Here is a 16,061-nt window from a genome sequence, read left to right on the forward strand (position 1 = left end):
TGTTACACCTCTAAATTTAGGATGTTTAAAACATTTACATTTTTCTGAAAATAGTCTCTGACTTGCTTTTGTAATCGAGATGACGAACCTCGATTATTTGTTACAACTTCTTTTATATTTTCTTTATTATTTATATGCTCAATCACATCGTTCAGTCTATTTAATGAGATATCATTATCTTTAAATTGTTTTGCAATTACAATGTACCCGGCAAACATTCTAAAGTGTTTTAAAATGCTGTCATTTGATTCAAATTCATCGCTAAATTTACCCAGAAGATAATTGAAGAAGTCAGTTAAATATGTTCCCAATTCTCTTGCTTCAAATGTATTTTTTGGTTCAAAGACATCTTCAATCGCATTTGCTAACACATCAGATGTAGTTAGTTGACCAGCCAACTCACTAACCCTTGACCCTGAAGCAATCTTGCCCTTTAAATCCGAATTACGCTGAAGTTGTTTTACGGCTACGTACGAAATTTTCTCTTGTTTCAATTCCTCAAGCCGTTCCCGTTTTACTACATTTAAGGTGTTTATCTGTCCAAAATATTTTTTAGCTGTATCGGTATCATACGTTCGGATACTTAATATTATGTCTTGATTGAGTTCAGGGTTTATTGCTACGGCTCTTGCTGCTCCCTGCAAACGGTGAAATCCGTCCAATATTGATACTGTGGTTCCGTCTTTTATTGTTAATTCATTATTTTTAGCATTGTAAGATATCGGCTCTTCTTCTTCCGAATAAACGTTCAATGTGATCATGTCTGGCAAGTAAGTTTCATTCAACATGTTTTCAGCAATGGCTTTGACTGACTCGATATTTATATCTGGAGTAGGTACTACTCCATCACGACCACGCTTAAATTTTGGAGAACGTTGAGTTTCGAAATCGTAAACAATTATGTTACTATTGTTCCATTTTACGACTTCAGTAAATTTAATCGATGTTACATAATTTTCTAGGTCAATTTGTAGTACATTTGGAATTGTAAACGGTAATGATATACCCGCTTTGCTTTCGATTTTATGTTTTTTTGCTTCTTTGAGTTCGTTTTCGGTGAAATAACTCTCAGCTCGGACACCATCAGTTGAATCAATTTCGAAAACAGCGATTGAGATTAAGGCCAGAATATCGGTATCAATCTCTTCGAGTAGAGCAGTGTTTTTTGCTATTTCATTAAAAAATCCTGCTCCGACATATTGTGATAAATTTTTATTTATTTGTTCTACATTCTTGCGCTTGTATTTAATATTTTCTATGCTTTGTTTTAAATTTTCTTCTAATTCTTTCCGATCTCTTAACATCCGCTTATCCGCACTCCTCTCAAAATCCTATTACATTTAAGTATATACGAAAAACTAAAAGATATACAATAGTCAATGTGTCTAGATACATTGACTAAAAACAATGTAAATGACTTGGTGCTTTTTGACTATGTATATCTTTTATACTACATTATGTGTTAAATTTAGTTGTTAATATTAGTAAATGATTAAAGCGTTGCGATAAAAGTGAATTTTCATCGTCAATCCAATTTACATTCCTCAAGATGATCTATCATATTTTGTAACCTTGAATTCAAGTTCTCTTTAAATAATTCGATACGCTCTTCGTCGGAATCACCTTCAAGAGAAATATCTACAAGTGCGGTTTCATACGGCAAATGTAGTACAATCTCTTTGTCATTAATTTCAACGACTTCGATATCACTTTTCTGCTTCAGCAGTTTTTTTAATTCGCTCTTTACACTCATAATTTACACCCCTTATCCCTTGAAATCAGTTTTTATTGACTCAAGAACGTTAATGTGCTTCTTCAATTCGTTAATATGAAAATTAATTACTTCAATTTCCTTTTCATCGATTGTTGCCTTCAACTTCTCTTCTGCTACTTTCAAACGGTTTTTAGCTTCTGTTAGTGAATCTACATTAAAGTTCGGATGAATGCTAAGTCCGAATCTGCCTGCTTCTTGTCTAATTTTATTGAGTTTCTCTTTATCCACATTAATTCATCCTTTCATGATGAAATCCGTGATTAATTATGCGTTCTGACTGATATGTAGTCATTCTGTGCCGTTCTATTACATTTTATCACTATTCATTTTGTTTTACTATTTCATTCTCGCGGCTATCATATATTCGGTAGCCTGTAGCAGCAAACGGCCGTAAGGCTTCAACATCGTTGCTCGATAATGATGTATATTTCCAAGTTTCTGTTCTAGATCTCATATCGACCTCTATTAGTTTTTGAAGTTGAAATCTCTTACTGGAATTCATAATCCACCTCAATGGAAAATTTTATGCTGTAAATTAACTCGTTTATTTGATAAAATATCAAAGAAACTCCCTGCTGAGTGTTAGGGAGTTTTTGTCATGCCTGTTTTTTGACACGATTTTCGTTTCACTCAGTATCAGTATACTCCTGATGCAATTTTCGTGTCAACTCCCTAATTGGTTCTTGGAGGAAAAAATTATGCTTGTGGAAATACAGCTCAAATATATATTAGAAAAGAAAAACATATCTGAGCGAGAATTGTCCAGAAGAACCGGAATAAGACAAGGAACCATTAATGATATGTGCAATAACGTATCTAAACAGATTTCGGTAGCTAATCTTGCTTTAATCTGTGATGAGTTAAATATTGACATATCGGATCTTTTAAAACTTAAGAAGTAGCTTCTACTTCAATTTTTTAGTTGTTCGTCATCTTGACCATAGCAGAAGGGACAGGTTATCCTTATGACCTCTCTTCTAACCTCAATTAAAGACTGATCATTTATTTTAGGTTCAATTACAACTTCAATTTTTCTTTTGTTATTGCAATATGAACAAATCATACCTGTCTCCTCTGCTCTGCTTTTGATTATTTTACCAAATCACTCTCGCCAGATTCTAAACATACATTGTCAAAATTCCTCTTTAATTGTCCTAATACGTACTACATCCTCAAGTGCAGCATCAAATGCGTTTTGAAATTTAGAATCATTACCCATAAAACCGCTGATATAGAAAAGCATATTCACTAGAAATTCCGAGTCTTTTGTTTTCATTATTTTCGCCCGTTCTTCACTCATTTCGCTGAACAAACTTCATCCCCCTTAAAATTCACTTTTCATCAGATTGTATAGAACTGTACTGGCATTCAGTTGAAAGGACTACTCTGCCATCTTCTAATTGTATAATCATGCGGTTAGGCTCCTCCATATCATCGCGTATTATTTTCCCTCTGAACTTAGTATTTGTATTGTAGTGAAAGCATACTTCAACATCAGTATCTAACCATTCTCCTTGTCTCGGAAATTTATTTGCTGTGATATTTTGATGCACTCCCATGTACTATATCTCCCCTACTAATTTATAAAATCTGCTTTTCATTGAATGTGTCTTAGTAATTCATAATAATCCCTGTTAAATATCCTATCTAATTGATTCTTGCTTTTTACTTTTTCATATACACCCCAACCAGTATGATAAAACAAACCGTCTTCCAGTTTTAGAAATAATCCAACCTCTGTAATCTGCGAATTATTGTCTGTGCATTTTGTACAAATTTTCATGCGTTTGCTACTGTGACAGAAACCATCGAAATCATTTATTTGAAAGTGTTCAAGTGATTCTGAACCTCCGCAATTAATGCATTCATCTTGAGTCATTGTAATCATACTCTTTTCATCCTCCTATGAATTTACTTTTTTATTGGTTTAGCCTTAACTGTTATCTCAAACTCATATTCAAGTTTCCCGTCCAGATGCTCTACAAGATCATTTGGATAAAAATTAAAACGTCTCTTATGAAAAGGATTTTTGCAATACGAATCTGGTTTATGCCCAGTTAATCTAATAAATTCGTCCCGACTCACAGCAAAACAAAAACTCTCATAGTCACCTGAATTATAACCACTAAATTTGAATGTCTTTTCTAACATAATTACACTCCTCCTAAAATTCTTATCGTGTTGGCTGATCTCTTGTAAATAAAGAACCACGTTTAGGAACTGCAACTTCTTCAGGAGCAATACCTTCGCCGATTACGGCCAATCTTCCCTCGTCATAGAATTGACCTTCGCGCGGCTTACCATCTTTATCTACTGGAGGTTCAACATAATATTGGCTGCAATTATGTAGATACTCAACCGTCATCAAAACTTTTCCTTCAAATCCCGATACTTTATCCTTTACTTCTGTTCCTAGTGGAACCGCAAAAATGTCTGCATACTCGTCATCACCATAAACAGCATTTGTTGCGTCTAAAATCTCAATTCTTGCCTCATCAAAATATTCTGTCTTTTTTGGTGTTCCGTCAGAAGCTAATTCTTGAGGCGCAAGACCATATTGAGCACAGCCAAACAAATGGGCAGTACGAGCAATAATAACCCCTTCAAATCCAGAAATAGAGTCCTTGGCAACGGCCATCATTGGATGCTTAAATTTAGTTTGCACGATATATCCATCTCCATTTTTTATAATATTATTATTTTTATTATTTATTTTATTAAGAAAGTTCGATCTCTACTACAGTTTGTTTCCTATTATATATTTTTATAACATCATTGGATACATTCAATTCATACTTAAACGCGGTACAGGCCCCTAATAATTTTCCTAGAGCAATCCCATAATAAAATCCATCTTCTCTTTGCCACACTTTATTTTGTTCTTTCTCATAGATGTAATCTTGCGCTAAGACCTCTAATAATTCCTTCTTTTCATATAACTTCATAGCAACCCCGTTTCATCTAATTTAAAGACTTGACTCATATGATCGTATCTTAATTAAAATATTTCATCTTTTTAGCATCAATAAGCCTAAACCCATCGGCTATTGATTTTGAAACCTTTTCTGTTACAACGATCTTTTCCTTGGAATAAGGCAAGTTAAGTATCACTGTACTATTTACCCAGTCTATCTCTATGGTATAAGGAACCTCTTTATATCCATTCATACACTCACCTACTTTGAGAAATTAAAAGTATCAGCACATCCAGTACACAGAACATGGGCTAGTGCATCTGGGTTTTGACAATTGTTTTCAACGTCGTATTCATCAAAGTATCCATAACCATTGATGTCGTAAAAAGTTACTTCATCTAGTGAAGAGCTTTCAAAATCACATACTTCGCATTTCAACATTCAAGCCGCTCCTTTGTTTTCTGATCTGAATAAAGACTTATTTCATCGTCTCAATTCCTTTTCTAACCTAATCAGATACATTAAATCCTCTTTGGATGAAAATAATCCGTAACCTGCCGCTGACGGATATTCGCCAGTAAGTTCAAAATACTCATTCCTAAGTCCTTGCATCGTCTTTTTTACTTTATTCATTTGTCAACTCTCTCCTTATCATGAAATACTTCTTTTATTCATAATTCTGATTTCTGTAAACCTCGTTACATGTCATGCAAACATAACTTTCTTTTCCGTCTTTATTATCTAAACATAGCCTCTGAATACTATTACAACACTCACAATCTCGTTCACCTTCTTTTCCGTCTCTCTCAAAATTCAATACTTTGTACCGTCCCAAAGTAAACAACTCCTTTAATTTCATTTTTAGAATAAAAGAATCCTTTTATCGCCCGTTCAACAACTCATTAACAACAAATTCTTTTCTACCTAAGTCATCAACATTGATCATTCTAAGATTTATCTGATGTATATAATCAGTAACGCTCATATGGTTTATGTAATTGTAGTAAGTAAAAGGAATGTTATTGTTTTTATTTCTACTCTCAGAGTGATTTATCCAACATTTCAATTCAACCTTTTTTAGAATATTTGCGTCATCATAAAAATCTTCGAAAAACCTTCTCGCCTCATCTATAGTAGTTAGTCCATTGTCATTATTCATTCCTTCATTTCATCTCCCTATAGAATAATCTATTCATTCACCTTAGAACTATAATTTATAGTCTTTTGGATTTCTCTTTCCTTTTCCTTTAGTATATGGTCTGACGAAAATCTCTTTCCCGTTCTTTAGTTTTCTGATGTGACCACGTACACCCCAAGATTCTGGCTTCCAATTCACTTTCTTTTTCGAAATTGGGGATTTAACTGTATAAGTTGATTTATTGATATAGACAGTGTACCTTTTTCTATTTGCTTTTCTTTTTGTTTTTACCGTAACAGTTTCTGTATTGGTGGCAATTTTGTTGGTATTTGACTTGTATTTCAGCATATACATCATTGTCGATTTCCAAAAATTTGTAAAACCACTAACGATCATGTCAACATTAGCATCCAAAAAGTTTTTATTACTGATATTTGAAGCTATAGCGATTTCTTTTGAATCCTTATTCAAAAACCAGTGTCCGACTACGTCATTATCTCTTTCTAAATATAAAAACATTACAGTTCTTTCAACATCAATAAAAACAACTTCAATTTTATCTTCAATTAATATTTTTGCAGATTCCATTGGAATTTGTTCTAAACTAAAATTATCTAGACCCTGTATCTTTCCCCATTCAAAAAGATCGACAAATTCCTTTTCTGAGTTAATTATAATTGAATCCGCGTTTTCTAAGTTGCCTGTGTTAATCAAGATTTTTCCTCCCTTAAAAAACATTCCTTTCTAAGATTTTAGCATATCAAGAAGTAACAATAAAATATTCATTTCATCTTATATGTGTACTTATCAACCATTGCTCCCATAACTGAGCGGGCTTCTTTATAAGTCAATAGTACTTGTGGTTTTCCTTCTGCTTCAAACACATATTGATAAGGTGAGCCGCTGCTGGTTTTGGTATTTAAAAATGTGCCTTGAAATATGTATTCTTCTCCGTCAATACCAAAACAGCAACCGATGTACTTTTCAAACCACTGTTTTCGTTGTTTCATACTTCCAACTCCTTATTAAAGAAATACTTTATTTAATGATATTATATTTCTCTTCTAGATAATCAATGTAATCTCTGCTAGTCTGCCATTCAACATTTCTGCTTTTTATATCACATTTATAGTATTTAATTGCTGCCATTCTTCCTCTTTCTCTTAAAACACGTACTACTTTTGCCTCAGTACCTACTTTCCAAGTCCACGTGATTTCTGCAATTCCCAATTTAATTTTGAACATTTTCCATCTCCTCAAGAATGATCGATTTTATTGCCTTACTCATAATCACTATCAGATGCGCGACCTTCTCCGTCTCCTCGTTCTTGGAAGTGTCTATAAGCATAATGTACAACACAATCCTCAGACGCTTCAACGTAACACACAATATCTCTTCCAAATTTATAGTGACTAAATTTCTGAGTATCGATTTCACGTCCACACGCTACACATTTTGCTTTACGAGCCATCGGTTACACCCTCCCTATGAATGGATCATTTTATTTCCACATTGTAGCCTTTGAATTCAGACAACACATTTAGAATAAATTCTGCGCTTGATGTTTTTCGAAGAAGTATTTCACCATTATATAGTGCGTAGTACGCAGTTGCATCTTCGCTTGTATATTTAGATTTCTCATTAACAACCAGTTTCAAGTTCATCTCTTTTATCTCCTTCGTCTTCTTATCTATTATATATTTCTCTAGACTTTCTGAATATCTTGCCGAGAGCAGATTTCCCAAGATTCAAACGTTCAACCAGTTCGACTACTTCCCAATTCGCCCCTTCGAATTCTTCACCTTTTCGATTAGAAAGAAACCTCGCAACATCATCATACAGTTCTGTCTTGTTAATTTGTTTATTTAGATATTGCAACTCTATCTCTTTAAGTCTCTTCATAACGCTCCCTCCAATGAAAATATAGATTTATTGGCTTCTTATGTATTCATCATTAAGTTAACATTATTGTATATTTTTATTTTATATCTGTCAACAGTTATATTTATGGCCTGATCGGCTATTTATATTCTGATCAGGCCTATGTACTGTTCATATCTAACCATCCCCTTGAATAAGATGGTAATCCTCTTTTGAATTAAAACGATAATCCTAAACTTATTCTTACTGCTGTTTCAATTTCTTTCATCTTATCAACATCAACAGATGTAATCTTGTGAATCAAGAACTCTTTGTCTACCGTTTTAATTTGTTCACAAAATATAAGTGAATCTCTGAGCACTCCATTTTTACCGGCTTCAAGTTTAACATGTGTGGGCATTGCTTTTTTGCTTGTACTGCTTGAGATAGGTGCTACAATGACAACTGGAGAATATTTATTTCCCAAATTATTGGAAATTACCAAGCAAGGTCTAATCCCGCTTTGCTCCCGCTTACGACCATTATTTAGATCTACAAGCCATATCTCCCCTCGGTAAACACTTTCCTTTGCTTCTCTACCTCTTTCCATTACTACACTCATCAATTCATCTCTCCTATTTATTATTTATTTTTATTATTCTTCATATCTCATAATCTATTTATATCCACATTATAAAGAATAAATACTTGCAATACAATAGGAACTTTTGTTCTTGTCAAGATTCTTTTTTTACTGATTTTAGGGGAATTTTATCGTTTACATTTACTTCAAAATATGATAAGGAATAAATTTCATGTTATCAGGATAATATATAATCAGGATGGTATATAAATTGAGGTGATATCATGAATCGTAAGGACAAATGGACAGAAAACGATGATAATATGTTGACTCAGACTGTGATAGACCATATAAGGACTGGAAGCACTCAATTAAAAGCTTTTGCGAAAGTAGCAGAGATTCAGAGCAGGACGGCGGCAGCTTGTGGTTTTAGGTGGAATGCTGAGTTGCGACACAGATATAACAACGAGATAAAAGAAGCAAAGTTGCAAGGTCGGCAGAGTAAAGATGTTGCTATAGTTGTGAGAAATCAAGAGCAACTTAATCCGATTGATCAAATAATTGATGCTCTTGAGAAGTTCAGATTTGAACATCTGGAGTTTGAAAATGAAATACGGAATCTGAAGTCTAAGAATGCAGAATTAGAACTGGAACTTGAAGAACTCCGTAACTCCAACGGTTTGAATATAAATCCTTCAGATGACCTCCAGACCCTTCTAGATCTGATAAGAAAGGCAGAAGGAATGATTATTGAACGTGAAAACAAAAAGCCCGCTTATAGGTAATTTAGCAACAAAGAACAGACCTTTGCTTTTGCACAAGAGGTCTGCTCTTTTATTTAATTAGTCCTTTTTTAAGTCGAAATTAGAAATCATATTCGTTGACCAATACAACTTGCATTTCATCGTCTTTCTATAAATGCTACATTCTTAACACGTTTGAATGGTTTCCCAAGAACCGATGAACTTTGAAACACTGTCATCCTAACAAGCCATTTCTGACCCTTGCGGACATGTTCGGGATCGGTCGCCGTATTCCATTCATATTCATTACCTTCTTCATCTTCAAAATCAAACCTTTGGGCTACGTTAGGTTTTATGTCTGAATGCTCTCTATCTCTAATTACTGTGACGACTTTTTCAATCCTCATTTAATTCACCATCCTATAAATCATGCCTTTCATTGTAGTTTATCTGGTAAGAACAATAATTTATCTTCTATCACTTGCATCTCCTTGATTATTTTCTGTGCTTTCTCTATCTCTCGATTTACTTCGTTTAAGAGTTCATCTACTGCAGATTTTTTAGAGCACAAAAAAATATTACCTTTAAATTCAACTGATACTATTTTGATGTCGATGAATTCAAGATAATCATATACTACTGATCGATCTTCACTCAACCTAAACAGCCCTTTTTGAATAAGAGCGGTTTCGACTTTATGCAGATAATACATTTCACTATCGGGAAACGGAATATTAAATTCTCTTCTTACTTCAGCGGAAATACCGTTTCTATTCCCAAAAATATCTCTAGAAAGTTGACTCCCATAATTTTTATTCAATGTATCAATAATTTTAGCTCTCACCTGTATTTCGTTGTTTAAATCAACATCTCGATGTTCTTCTTGTTCGTGATTAAAACAACTTACATGTATATTATAAAGGTCGGTTTCCAAATGATAAGTATACTTCTTATTATTTAATTGAAACGTTTTGCTTACGAGAAGCATTTTTTATTTTCACTCCTTCCCATACAATAGCCATTTTATTTACCTTTCAAATAATCGTCGATCCATTTTACTGCTTCGGACTGAGCCTCTTGGAGTGTTGAATATTTCCCATCAAACCACAAAGAATTTTGTCTTGTATCTGTCTTTTCATTTGTAATCGAAAACCAATAGTATTCTACATTTTTTGAAAAACCATTGCTTCCCTCTGATACTTTAATATGAAAGTTTTTGTATCGTGCCTTCCAAGTATCAAAAGTATCCCAACGACTCATCTTTCCCTGAATCCATTTCACTATATATACTCCTTTAACACATAATTTATAATGAAACAGTCATTTCATGATCTAATTACAATACCATCCCATAGTAATCTCTTTCTTCAACATCTTCTGTCCATGTTGTAAATGGTAAATTGACACGATTTTTCTTTAGAAGCAGACAGAACTCATAATCGCAGCGTTCTGGATAAAGCCTTTTGTCAGGAACATAATGAGAATTGCAATCTACAAGCATTGTAATACAACTATTGTCCTTATAACGTATTGTGTGAATTTCGTTATCTTTTAAATATACATGCCAAGTATCTCTCTCTGAAGTATAGCCATATAACAGTGTTCGATTATTTTTGTTTACCAAATCTTCAGCAGAAATTGGGAGTTTCTTTCCCTCACTATAAGAATTGATCTCTTCCAATTCATTTTTATTCATGTTAAACCGCTCCTTATAAAATAGTTATTTCATTGACTAAGCTTATGAAGTTCAAAGAAATCAAATCTTCTCTTGCCCAATCCCTCATAATGTGCTTGAACTTTGGGGTCAATAAATTCTAACTCAACAGGAAAACAAAAACCGTCGATCAAACGAATTTTAGCTTCTTCTCCCCATAATCCTACCTCAGCATCTTTTACAATTTCTATCTTTCTTCTAACTTTAACAGGATCACCGACTTTATAAGTCATGCTCATTTCCTCCAATTCTTCAAATGAATTAAACCTTTCATTGTTCATTCTTCAAATCCATTCTTAACATGTTATAGATCATTGCGGGGGCATGTAATTCTTGGCCGTATTTCTTGCATAAACAAAATACCAGTGCTTCATCAAAAGATATAAATGATTCCTTAACATACACACCATTAACAACAGGATAGTATAAGGTTTCAGTACCTTTGTTTATCTTCGTTTCAGCTTCTACAATTGCCATTGTGTCACTTATGATTGTAGTTTCTAGTATTCGTCTATGGTCACTCTCAATCTTTCTTTCTACTTCCGTTTCAGCTAGACGAATTCTTTGGCTATGCAGAAGCATACCGTAAAGCTGCACTTTTTGAAATTTTGAGTTAGGTGCATCCTCTAATTCATCAAAAAACTTTTTTATACCATCAAATCCCATTTCTTTTAGCATTTTATATCCTCCTGTTATTCTAATGAAATACAAATTTGATCAGTTTATCAGTATATCTCAAATTCTCCAGCCAATAGTTCTCCTGCTTTACTTATAATAATAGAATCGCTCGTCCATTCATTTATATATTCATATCTTTCTTGCGAATAATGACCGTCATATTTATAATTATCCAACACTTTGTTATCTGCATATTTGTCTTTTGCGAAGAGTAATAGCGGCGCATAAGATTCTTCCTTAGAAGTGTGCCATTCTTTTACTGATCCTGTTTCCTTGTTGAATTCAGAAATCTTAACTCCATTTTGTTTAAAATATTCTATGCCTTTTTGGTGTTCGTATTTCCATTCAAAACCTACTTCTTCAAACTTAATTTTGTATCGCTTTATTAACTCGTCAATGGTTAAAGAATAACAATGGTCTCCAAAAAAGTGAGCAAAATTATGACGAATCCACATCCTGTAATTGTTATTAAGCAAAACTGCTTCCGGTGGGACGAGATGGTTCCCATTAGTTCTTTGTTTGTTCTTCTTAATATCATTCCAATATTGAAGATCCTCTTTGTTCATGAGCGTTCTCCCCTTCTTAAGCGCTTAAATTATTCTTGTTACTATGCTGAATATACAATAATCTATCTTCACGGCAAAACTTTATAAAAGATTCCATATCAGATTCGTTTCTGAATGTATACGTGTTAGCTATTACATTACCTTTATGCTTTTCAATCACAGATACTTTATACATATTATATCACCTGTCTTAAATATTTGTCGCTAGTAGTTACATTTCGAGAAGTTTTATAAGCAAATCTCTGCTCACCTTGCTGCTACAATTCTTGATGTTATTTGTAATTAAGTAAATCAAGAACGACTTAATATGTGCCTCCTTATTCTTTCTTGTCTGAGAATTTGGTACGCCTGCAAGGAAGTTGTCTATATCCTCGCGCTTTGACATGGCAACATCTTTAGTAAGTGATTCTAGATAGTTGTTTAATGTACATCTGTATTGATTATAACTTTTACGATGCCTTGAATTATTCTCGGTATCTGGATATTTTTCTTCCTTGAACGCTTCAAGATATTGCCGGTTTATTTCGGAAACGTTGTAAATCTTGAAGTGTGCCTTATTATTGATATCATCTATAGTTAACTGCTGCACAATCTGATTACCTCCAATCTAATTTTATTTTTCATTTGCCGAATGAGCAAGTAAGGTTAATTCAATCCAGTTAGAACCTTTTGTTTTTACATAAAATTTTTCGCCAATTCGTTTTCCGCCTTTATACATTAGGTTTTCCTCCTTTTTTTAGATTATTTTATTTATTATAATTGTACCAGCCTTTTCCAAGTCTCTCCAGCACATCTTACCCATGACTTCACCCAACCTTGATATTCATTTTTCGTTTCATTATTTAACTATCTTCATTATATCAAAGTATAATTTTATTGCAAGTATTTATTTTATATATTGAACGATAAAAACAGGATTTTATCGGTAAAAGAAAAGTCGCCTATTGACGACCTAACCAATAACTTTTGAGTAAGATTTAACTTCCAATCCAGTATATCTAATATCTCGGAGCGGATTATAATTTCCATCTTCTCGCAGTTCCATTTCCTTAAAAATCCCTGGGGTGCCAATATAGGTTCCATGATAATGAGTCTGTACTGCAGGAACCTTATCATAATCATAATTTTTGATCTTTTCTTGATCTATCATCTTCATTCCTTTTACAAAATCGAACTGATTTACGGGATAATTGGAAGATGTTAATTCCCATTTACCTTTTTCATGAGGGTAACAAAGCCCTCTTGCGTCATATATAAATTTGTGAGTAAACACAACTTTTGTTGCTTTTTGTATAATATCCATTCCATTTATTTTCCAACCGAGTGTATATTCCCCGCTGCACTTTTCCAAAGAAAGTTTATCCTCTGATAGTGTATAATGATAAGACACAGGAACATCATCAATATAAATTAACCCAATCTTAAAATTACTGCGAAAAGACTTATCTACTCCAAATGACATTACATTCTGCAGAAACTCTTCTTTTTCCATTTCATTTTCTCCTTTTACACTGCCTCCCTAAAGGTGAGGTCTTATGCGAATCAAACATCATCGCTGTTATTATATTCTCATCTTACAAACCACGGGGTTGGTTGAGTGTCTTCTTTGACCCACATGATAACGTCGCGGTCATCTCTCTTAATAACAGGACGTTGGGCATTTTTGCGCGCCTCTTGTTCGTCTCGACCAGATACAGTTTCACAATAGTCTTTTTTGTTATAGCTTTTGAATTTTACTGTCCATGCTTTCATTTTCATTTTCCCCTTTCACCTCATCCGGTCTATCCGGTTTGTTGGCTCCGTGTCGTCCCTTGCTGTAATTAAATAATACCATGACCTATACATTTTGTATAGGGGAACAAATACGAACATATTGTAAAACTTATTTTAGTAGATGTTTTATTGTGTCCACATGCCAAGTCTTTTTAGATTCGTCATCAAATGGTGGCAGTGTCCCTCGACGAATACGGTCTGCTATTGCTCCACGTGTCACACCTAAAGCTTTTGCAAGATCTGCCTGTTTATAGTTAGGTTCAATGTCTTCAGGCTTATAAGTACGTCCAGAAGGGCTAACAATCACCTCATCATCAATACTCCAGCCTTGCCATATGCCTGAACCAATCCATTTGTTTGTCATTGCTTGTGTCCTCCTAAATAATCATAAAGCAAAAAGAGCAACGGCTTCCCATCCCCCTCGCGTCCTGCTAATAATTATCCATCTTTAAAAGACAATCTTAACACCATCCTTCAAAATATTGCTTTTAAAAGTGGGTAGTACCTTTCCAGAATCCCAGTCAACTTTATTAAAGTATATTACGCTTATAGGTGGCTCGTAGTACGGATTTACATCAAAAAGCATATCCGACAAATAGTGTCTATTCTCAGGGCAATCCTCTAATTCTGTCAACACCAGCAAGTCTATGTCGCTTTCCGATTCAAAATCCCCACGAGCTTTTGATCCAAAAAGGATTGCCTGTCTTACTTTAAAAGGGACTTGGATTTTGTGTAATACTTCTGCCAAAGCTAATTTCTCTTTCTCCACAAGGAAATTCAGGTTAGATATCTCTGAGTTGCGCATAAAGTATCATATCCTCTCTGTCTACTTTCCCTCGGTAACGGGCGGAGTAATATTCCTGGCATCGTAGGCAGTGGTGTGGCTGACCTCGGTGCATTATCTTTGGTTCGATCCATACGCCTCCGCATTGAGGACATTTGCCTTCAATGCGGTTAAGGTCCCGCTGACGTGCTTTGTGATACCGTTCACGGCAGCGGGATGAGCAGTAATAATTATCGTGCCTACACGGGACAAAAACCTTACCACAGCCGGATGCCTTACAGGTAATAGGATTATATTTCTTTTTCATTTCAATCCATGCTTTCGGCATTGGTTGGTGAATCCGTCTCCAACATGTGAGACAGCACCCGTGGGAGTGCATCGAGCCGCTTTTGTCCAACTGCCTTTAACTGCCCCGTTGTTATGCATAACAAGTCGTAATCATCATTGCGTATGGCTCGTTCCAAGTCTCGTATTAGACCGTCATGCTCGTCTTTCCAGTTTTGCGCCCAAGCTAGGGCGATATTCGCTTTGCTTACCGGCGATCTTGCTTTATTTAGCCGCTGGCTGATTGATCGTTTTTTCATGAAATCATCTCCTACATTCATTTTACATTTTGTACTCCTAAAGTAAAGAGAGACTTTGAAATCTCACGCGAATTTTGTCGTTAACTAGATGGTTTAACATATTTAATATTTTATTTATTATGAAATAAGCATTTTATCCGCTTTTATTCCTCATTATTGAATTTATAGGTAGTGTCTGCTTTCATTTCTTTAATTCGTTCCTTTATTTCTGCATACATTACTGGTTTAGCAGGAATTACACAGTTTTTAAAAGTGTGTTCTAGTGTTGCATCAGTTACAGGTGTATTTCTGCTATTGTCTGCAAAAAACTTGTTAGCATATTGATTGATACGTGATTGTTTCAGTTTTTCATTCATTTTAATTCCTCCAACATATTTAAATTATTTATATGATGAAATCATTTATCTGTATAGTTGATATCTTTTTACGACAGGTTGAAGAACTGATTTATAATCAGGCTTGCAACCTACAACCGTCAAAGAACCGCTAGGAATCTCGGTACGACCGTTATCAATTACATGTACCCATCCCAAGGCTATTAATTTACGAAGTTCTTTTTCCTTGGCTACAAGGATAATTTTAGGATGATCCTTACTATGCCATTCTTCATATTTCTCTGCGCCCTTTTGGAGATAGGTAATTTTGTCTGCAACATGAGCCACCTGTGCCGCTACTTTTCCCGCAGACATTTCAAGTTCTTTATTTACGACATAGTATTGAACGATTTCATCCGTGATAATTGTTCTCATCCTCCAATCATGTAATTATTCATTTATTTAGAACAGAAACGACTTTATTTCCCTATCCTCTGCTGCTTTACGTCGTAGTTCCACAACAAGGCAAATGCATCTTCTGGGCTTACTTCTCCACCTAGAACCTTTGGCATATACTCCACGACTAATGCGTGTTCCGCTGTAACGCAGAAACGGAATGTATTGTTAGAGCGCC

The 16,061-nt window shown here is 34.4% G+C and carries 36 protein-coding genes; 2 read left to right on the forward strand and 34 right to left on the reverse strand.

The features are described 5' to 3' along the window. Positions 1-2: 2 nt before the first annotated feature. The 3 genes from ACE5LO_RS01355 to ACE5LO_RS01365 form a co-directional block, all read right to left on the reverse strand. Positions 3-1,304 carry a DNA sulfur modification protein DndB gene (locus ACE5LO_RS01355; protein WP_375518282.1) on the reverse strand — a complete coding sequence of 434 codons (1,302 nt, stop codon included), beginning with the start codon at positions 1,302-1,304 and terminating at the stop codon, positions 3-5. Positions 1,305-1,525: 221 nt separating this feature from the next. Next, positions 1,526-1,753: a hypothetical protein gene (locus ACE5LO_RS01360; RefSeq protein ID WP_375518283.1), complete on the reverse strand. Its 228-nt coding sequence runs from the start codon at positions 1,751-1,753 to the stop codon at positions 1,526-1,528. A gap of 12 nt (positions 1,754-1,765) precedes the next feature. After that, positions 1,766-2,002, reverse strand: coding sequence for a hypothetical protein (locus ACE5LO_RS01365; protein ID WP_375518284.1), 237 nt, complete (start codon positions 2,000-2,002; stop codon positions 1,766-1,768). A 470-nt stretch (positions 2,003-2,472) separates the two neighbouring features. Here ACE5LO_RS01365 and ACE5LO_RS01370 point away from each other — a divergent pair, with 470 nt between their 5' ends. Beyond that, the gene (locus ACE5LO_RS01370; protein WP_375518285.1) at positions 2,473-2,676 is read left to right on the forward strand and encodes a helix-turn-helix domain-containing protein; all 204 of its coding nucleotides are present in this window, start codon (positions 2,473-2,475) and stop codon (positions 2,674-2,676) included. A 230-nt stretch (positions 2,677-2,906) separates the two neighbouring features. Here the strand turns inward: ACE5LO_RS01370 and ACE5LO_RS01375 are convergent, their stop codons facing one another. From ACE5LO_RS01375 to ACE5LO_RS01450, 16 genes are all read right to left on the reverse strand, one after another. Further along, the gene (locus tag ACE5LO_RS01375; protein WP_375518286.1) at positions 2,907-3,086 is read right to left on the reverse strand and encodes a hypothetical protein; all 180 of its coding nucleotides are present in this window, start codon (positions 3,084-3,086) and stop codon (positions 2,907-2,909) included. A gap of 19 nt (positions 3,087-3,105) precedes the next feature. Further along, positions 3,106-3,333 (reverse strand): hypothetical protein, encoded by a 228-nt coding sequence (locus ACE5LO_RS01380; RefSeq protein ID WP_375518287.1) that lies wholly within the window; start codon positions 3,331-3,333, stop codon positions 3,106-3,108. A 38-nt stretch (positions 3,334-3,371) separates the two neighbouring features. Beyond that, positions 3,372-3,662, reverse strand: coding sequence for a hypothetical protein (locus ACE5LO_RS01385; RefSeq protein ID WP_375518288.1), 291 nt, complete (start codon positions 3,660-3,662; stop codon positions 3,372-3,374). Positions 3,663-3,685: 23 nt separating this feature from the next. Continuing rightward, positions 3,686-3,925 carry a hypothetical protein gene (locus tag ACE5LO_RS01390; protein ID WP_375518289.1) on the reverse strand — a complete coding sequence of 80 codons (240 nt, stop codon included), beginning with the start codon at positions 3,923-3,925 and terminating at the stop codon, positions 3,686-3,688. A gap of 22 nt (positions 3,926-3,947) precedes the next feature. After that, on the reverse strand, positions 3,948-4,439 hold the full coding sequence (locus tag ACE5LO_RS01395; protein ID WP_375518290.1) for a hypothetical protein: 492 nt from the start codon (positions 4,437-4,439) through the stop codon (positions 3,948-3,950). 52 nt (positions 4,440-4,491) lie between these two features. Next, positions 4,492-4,719 carry a hypothetical protein gene (locus tag ACE5LO_RS01400; RefSeq protein ID WP_375518291.1) on the reverse strand — a complete coding sequence of 76 codons (228 nt, stop codon included), beginning with the start codon at positions 4,717-4,719 and terminating at the stop codon, positions 4,492-4,494. A 49-nt stretch (positions 4,720-4,768) separates the two neighbouring features. Next, positions 4,769-4,942 (reverse strand): hypothetical protein, encoded by a 174-nt coding sequence (locus ACE5LO_RS01405; protein ID WP_375518292.1) that lies wholly within the window; start codon positions 4,940-4,942, stop codon positions 4,769-4,771. A gap of 230 nt (positions 4,943-5,172) precedes the next feature. Further along, the gene (locus ACE5LO_RS01410; RefSeq protein WP_375518293.1) at positions 5,173-5,322 is read right to left on the reverse strand and encodes a hypothetical protein; all 150 of its coding nucleotides are present in this window, start codon (positions 5,320-5,322) and stop codon (positions 5,173-5,175) included. 247 nt (positions 5,323-5,569) lie between these two features. After that, positions 5,570-5,848 carry a hypothetical protein gene (locus ACE5LO_RS01415; protein ID WP_375518294.1) on the reverse strand — a complete coding sequence of 93 codons (279 nt, stop codon included), beginning with the start codon at positions 5,846-5,848 and terminating at the stop codon, positions 5,570-5,572. A 48-nt stretch (positions 5,849-5,896) separates the two neighbouring features. Beyond that, on the reverse strand, positions 5,897-6,541 hold the full coding sequence (locus ACE5LO_RS01420) for a hypothetical protein (RefSeq protein WP_375518295.1): 645 nt from the start codon (positions 6,539-6,541) through the stop codon (positions 5,897-5,899). Between the two features lie 68 nt (positions 6,542-6,609). Then, the gene (locus ACE5LO_RS01425) at positions 6,610-6,837 is read right to left on the reverse strand and encodes a hypothetical protein (RefSeq protein ID WP_375518296.1); all 228 of its coding nucleotides are present in this window, start codon (positions 6,835-6,837) and stop codon (positions 6,610-6,612) included. A gap of 28 nt (positions 6,838-6,865) precedes the next feature. After that, positions 6,866-7,072 (reverse strand): hypothetical protein, encoded by a 207-nt coding sequence (locus ACE5LO_RS01430; protein WP_375518297.1) that lies wholly within the window; start codon positions 7,070-7,072, stop codon positions 6,866-6,868. A gap of 35 nt (positions 7,073-7,107) precedes the next feature. Then, on the reverse strand, positions 7,108-7,299 hold the full coding sequence (locus tag ACE5LO_RS01435) for a hypothetical protein (protein WP_375518298.1): 192 nt from the start codon (positions 7,297-7,299) through the stop codon (positions 7,108-7,110). A 25-nt stretch (positions 7,300-7,324) separates the two neighbouring features. Continuing rightward, positions 7,325-7,492: a hypothetical protein gene (locus tag ACE5LO_RS01440; protein WP_375518299.1), complete on the reverse strand. Its 168-nt coding sequence runs from the start codon at positions 7,490-7,492 to the stop codon at positions 7,325-7,327. A 22-nt stretch (positions 7,493-7,514) separates the two neighbouring features. Next, positions 7,515-7,730 (reverse strand): hypothetical protein, encoded by a 216-nt coding sequence (locus ACE5LO_RS01445; RefSeq protein WP_375518300.1) that lies wholly within the window; start codon positions 7,728-7,730, stop codon positions 7,515-7,517. A gap of 196 nt (positions 7,731-7,926) precedes the next feature. Beyond that, a complete protein-coding gene (locus ACE5LO_RS01450) occupies positions 7,927-8,310 on the reverse strand; it encodes a type II toxin-antitoxin system PemK/MazF family toxin (RefSeq protein ID WP_375518301.1) in 384 nt (127 codons plus the stop codon). Between the two features lie 245 nt (positions 8,311-8,555). Here ACE5LO_RS01450 and ACE5LO_RS01455 point away from each other — a divergent pair, with 245 nt between their 5' ends. Continuing rightward, on the forward strand, positions 8,556-9,056 hold the full coding sequence (locus ACE5LO_RS01455) for a hypothetical protein (protein WP_375518302.1): 501 nt from the start codon (positions 8,556-8,558) through the stop codon (positions 9,054-9,056). Positions 9,057-9,172: 116 nt separating this feature from the next. Here the strand turns inward: ACE5LO_RS01455 and ACE5LO_RS01460 are convergent, their stop codons facing one another. The 15 genes from ACE5LO_RS01460 to ACE5LO_RS01530 all read right to left on the reverse strand — a co-directional run bounded on the left by ACE5LO_RS01460 (position 9,173) and on the right by ACE5LO_RS01530 (position 15,862). Then, positions 9,173-9,421 carry a hypothetical protein gene (locus ACE5LO_RS01460; protein WP_375518303.1) on the reverse strand — a complete coding sequence of 83 codons (249 nt, stop codon included), beginning with the start codon at positions 9,419-9,421 and terminating at the stop codon, positions 9,173-9,175. 29 nt (positions 9,422-9,450) lie between these two features. Continuing rightward, positions 9,451-10,002, reverse strand: a complete 552-nt coding sequence (locus ACE5LO_RS01465) for a hypothetical protein (RefSeq protein WP_375518304.1) — start codon at positions 10,000-10,002, stop codon at positions 9,451-9,453. A 35-nt stretch (positions 10,003-10,037) separates the two neighbouring features. Further along, entirely contained in the window at positions 10,038-10,295 is a 258-nt protein-coding gene (locus ACE5LO_RS01470) for a hypothetical protein (RefSeq protein WP_375518305.1), read from the reverse strand. Between the two features lie 55 nt (positions 10,296-10,350). Next, a complete protein-coding gene (locus ACE5LO_RS01475) occupies positions 10,351-10,710 on the reverse strand; it encodes a hypothetical protein (RefSeq protein ID WP_375518306.1) in 360 nt (119 codons plus the stop codon). 29 nt (positions 10,711-10,739) lie between these two features. Next, the gene (locus ACE5LO_RS01480) at positions 10,740-10,961 is read right to left on the reverse strand and encodes a hypothetical protein (protein WP_375518307.1); all 222 of its coding nucleotides are present in this window, start codon (positions 10,959-10,961) and stop codon (positions 10,740-10,742) included. Positions 10,962-10,998: 37 nt separating this feature from the next. Beyond that, on the reverse strand, positions 10,999-11,406 hold the full coding sequence (locus tag ACE5LO_RS01485) for a hypothetical protein (RefSeq protein ID WP_375518308.1): 408 nt from the start codon (positions 11,404-11,406) through the stop codon (positions 10,999-11,001). 47 nt (positions 11,407-11,453) lie between these two features. Then, positions 11,454-11,972, reverse strand: a complete 519-nt coding sequence (locus ACE5LO_RS01490) for a hypothetical protein (RefSeq protein WP_375518309.1) — start codon at positions 11,970-11,972, stop codon at positions 11,454-11,456. Between the two features lie 211 nt (positions 11,973-12,183). After that, positions 12,184-12,561 carry a hypothetical protein gene (locus tag ACE5LO_RS01495; protein ID WP_375518310.1) on the reverse strand — a complete coding sequence of 126 codons (378 nt, stop codon included), beginning with the start codon at positions 12,559-12,561 and terminating at the stop codon, positions 12,184-12,186. Between the two features lie 363 nt (positions 12,562-12,924). Beyond that, complete coding sequence (locus ACE5LO_RS01500; protein WP_375518311.1) at positions 12,925-13,464, reverse strand: hypothetical protein; 540 nt, start codon at positions 13,462-13,464, stop codon at positions 12,925-12,927. 77 nt (positions 13,465-13,541) lie between these two features. Next, positions 13,542-13,724: a hypothetical protein gene (locus ACE5LO_RS01505; RefSeq protein ID WP_375518312.1), complete on the reverse strand. Its 183-nt coding sequence runs from the start codon at positions 13,722-13,724 to the stop codon at positions 13,542-13,544. A gap of 130 nt (positions 13,725-13,854) precedes the next feature. Then, positions 13,855-14,109, reverse strand: coding sequence for a DUF3653 domain-containing protein (locus ACE5LO_RS01510; RefSeq protein WP_375518313.1), 255 nt, complete (start codon positions 14,107-14,109; stop codon positions 13,855-13,857). An 84-nt stretch (positions 14,110-14,193) separates the two neighbouring features. Further along, positions 14,194-14,550, reverse strand: a complete 357-nt coding sequence (locus ACE5LO_RS01515) for a nucleotidyltransferase family protein (protein WP_375518314.1) — start codon at positions 14,548-14,550, stop codon at positions 14,194-14,196. Positions 14,551-14,837: 287 nt separating this feature from the next. Next, on the reverse strand, positions 14,838-15,113 hold the full coding sequence (locus ACE5LO_RS01520; protein WP_375518315.1) for a hypothetical protein: 276 nt from the start codon (positions 15,111-15,113) through the stop codon (positions 14,838-14,840). 143 nt (positions 15,114-15,256) lie between these two features. After that, a complete protein-coding gene (locus ACE5LO_RS01525) occupies positions 15,257-15,469 on the reverse strand; it encodes a hypothetical protein (protein WP_375518316.1) in 213 nt (70 codons plus the stop codon). Positions 15,470-15,514: 45 nt separating this feature from the next. Then, complete coding sequence (locus tag ACE5LO_RS01530) at positions 15,515-15,862, reverse strand: aminoacyl-tRNA hydrolase (protein ID WP_375518317.1); 348 nt, start codon at positions 15,860-15,862, stop codon at positions 15,515-15,517. Positions 15,863-16,061 lie beyond the last annotated feature (199 nt).

The organism is Paenibacillus medicaginis (assembly GCF_042138635.1).
GTDB lineage: Bacteria > Bacillota > Bacilli > Paenibacillales > Paenibacillaceae > Paenibacillus > Paenibacillus medicaginis.

What these genes read in the sequence shown, in the direction of transcription:
- ACE5LO_RS01355 (WP_375518282.1), bottom strand. Translation starts at nt 1,304, where the DNA reads ATGTTAAGAGATCGGAAAGAATTAGAAGAAAATTTAAAACAAAGCATA.
- ACE5LO_RS01360 (WP_375518283.1), bottom strand. Translation starts at nt 1,753, where the DNA reads ATGAGTGTAAAGAGCGAATTAAAAAAACTGCTGAAGCAGAAAAGTGAT.
- ACE5LO_RS01370 (WP_375518285.1), top strand. Translation starts at nt 2,473, where the DNA reads ATGCTTGTGGAAATACAGCTCAAATATATATTAGAAAAGAAAAACATA.
- ACE5LO_RS01380 (WP_375518287.1), bottom strand. Translation starts at nt 3,333, where the DNA reads ATGGGAGTGCATCAAAATATCACAGCAAATAAATTTCCGAGACAAGGA.
- ACE5LO_RS01385 (WP_375518288.1), bottom strand. Translation starts at nt 3,662, where the DNA reads ATGATTACAATGACTCAAGATGAATGCATTAATTGCGGAGGTTCAGAA.
- ACE5LO_RS01390 (WP_375518289.1), bottom strand. Translation starts at nt 3,925, where the DNA reads ATGTTAGAAAAGACATTCAAATTTAGTGGTTATAATTCAGGTGACTAT.
- ACE5LO_RS01400 (WP_375518291.1), bottom strand. Translation starts at nt 4,719, where the DNA reads ATGAAGTTATATGAAAAGAAGGAATTATTAGAGGTCTTAGCGCAAGAT.
- ACE5LO_RS01405 (WP_375518292.1), bottom strand. Translation starts at nt 4,942, where the DNA reads ATGAATGGATATAAAGAGGTTCCTTATACCATAGAGATAGACTGGGTA.
- ACE5LO_RS01410 (WP_375518293.1), bottom strand. Translation starts at nt 5,322, where the DNA reads ATGAATAAAGTAAAAAAGACGATGCAAGGACTTAGGAATGAGTATTTT.
- ACE5LO_RS01415 (WP_375518294.1), bottom strand. Translation starts at nt 5,848, where the DNA reads ATGAATAATGACAATGGACTAACTACTATAGATGAGGCGAGAAGGTTT.
- ACE5LO_RS01425 (WP_375518296.1), bottom strand. Translation starts at nt 6,837, where the DNA reads ATGAAACAACGAAAACAGTGGTTTGAAAAGTACATCGGTTGCTGTTTT.
- ACE5LO_RS01430 (WP_375518297.1), bottom strand. Translation starts at nt 7,072, where the DNA reads ATGTTCAAAATTAAATTGGGAATTGCAGAAATCACGTGGACTTGGAAA.
- ACE5LO_RS01435 (WP_375518298.1), bottom strand. Translation starts at nt 7,299, where the DNA reads ATGGCTCGTAAAGCAAAATGTGTAGCGTGTGGACGTGAAATCGATACT.
- ACE5LO_RS01440 (WP_375518299.1), bottom strand. Translation starts at nt 7,492, where the DNA reads ATGAACTTGAAACTGGTTGTTAATGAGAAATCTAAATATACAAGCGAA.
- ACE5LO_RS01445 (WP_375518300.1), bottom strand. Translation starts at nt 7,730, where the DNA reads ATGAAGAGACTTAAAGAGATAGAGTTGCAATATCTAAATAAACAAATT.
- ACE5LO_RS01450 (WP_375518301.1), bottom strand. Translation starts at nt 8,310, where the DNA reads ATGAGTGTAGTAATGGAAAGAGGTAGAGAAGCAAAGGAAAGTGTTTAC.
- ACE5LO_RS01455 (WP_375518302.1), top strand. Translation starts at nt 8,556, where the DNA reads ATGAATCGTAAGGACAAATGGACAGAAAACGATGATAATATGTTGACT.
- ACE5LO_RS01460 (WP_375518303.1), bottom strand. Translation starts at nt 9,421, where the DNA reads ATGAGGATTGAAAAAGTCGTCACAGTAATTAGAGATAGAGAGCATTCA.
- ACE5LO_RS01465 (WP_375518304.1), bottom strand. Translation starts at nt 10,002, where the DNA reads ATGCTTCTCGTAAGCAAAACGTTTCAATTAAATAATAAGAAGTATACT.
- ACE5LO_RS01475 (WP_375518306.1), bottom strand. Translation starts at nt 10,710, where the DNA reads ATGAATAAAAATGAATTGGAAGAGATCAATTCTTATAGTGAGGGAAAG.
- ACE5LO_RS01480 (WP_375518307.1), bottom strand. Translation starts at nt 10,961, where the DNA reads ATGACTTATAAAGTCGGTGATCCTGTTAAAGTTAGAAGAAAGATAGAA.
- ACE5LO_RS01485 (WP_375518308.1), bottom strand. Translation starts at nt 11,406, where the DNA reads ATGCTAAAAGAAATGGGATTTGATGGTATAAAAAAGTTTTTTGATGAA.
- ACE5LO_RS01490 (WP_375518309.1), bottom strand. Translation starts at nt 11,972, where the DNA reads ATGAACAAAGAGGATCTTCAATATTGGAATGATATTAAGAAGAACAAA.
- ACE5LO_RS01500 (WP_375518311.1), bottom strand. Translation starts at nt 13,464, where the DNA reads ATGGAAAAAGAAGAGTTTCTGCAGAATGTAATGTCATTTGGAGTAGAT.
- ACE5LO_RS01505 (WP_375518312.1), bottom strand. Translation starts at nt 13,724, where the DNA reads ATGAAAGCATGGACAGTAAAATTCAAAAGCTATAACAAAAAAGACTAT.
- ACE5LO_RS01510 (WP_375518313.1), bottom strand. Translation starts at nt 14,109, where the DNA reads ATGACAAACAAATGGATTGGTTCAGGCATATGGCAAGGCTGGAGTATT.
- ACE5LO_RS01515 (WP_375518314.1), bottom strand. Translation starts at nt 14,550, where the DNA reads ATGCGCAACTCAGAGATATCTAACCTGAATTTCCTTGTGGAGAAAGAG.
- ACE5LO_RS01520 (WP_375518315.1), bottom strand. Translation starts at nt 15,113, where the DNA reads ATGAAAAAACGATCAATCAGCCAGCGGCTAAATAAAGCAAGATCGCCG.
- ACE5LO_RS01525 (WP_375518316.1), bottom strand. Translation starts at nt 15,469, where the DNA reads ATGAATGAAAAACTGAAACAATCACGTATCAATCAATATGCTAACAAG.
- ACE5LO_RS01530 (WP_375518317.1), bottom strand. Translation starts at nt 15,862, where the DNA reads ATGAGAACAATTATCACGGATGAAATCGTTCAATACTATGTCGTAAAT.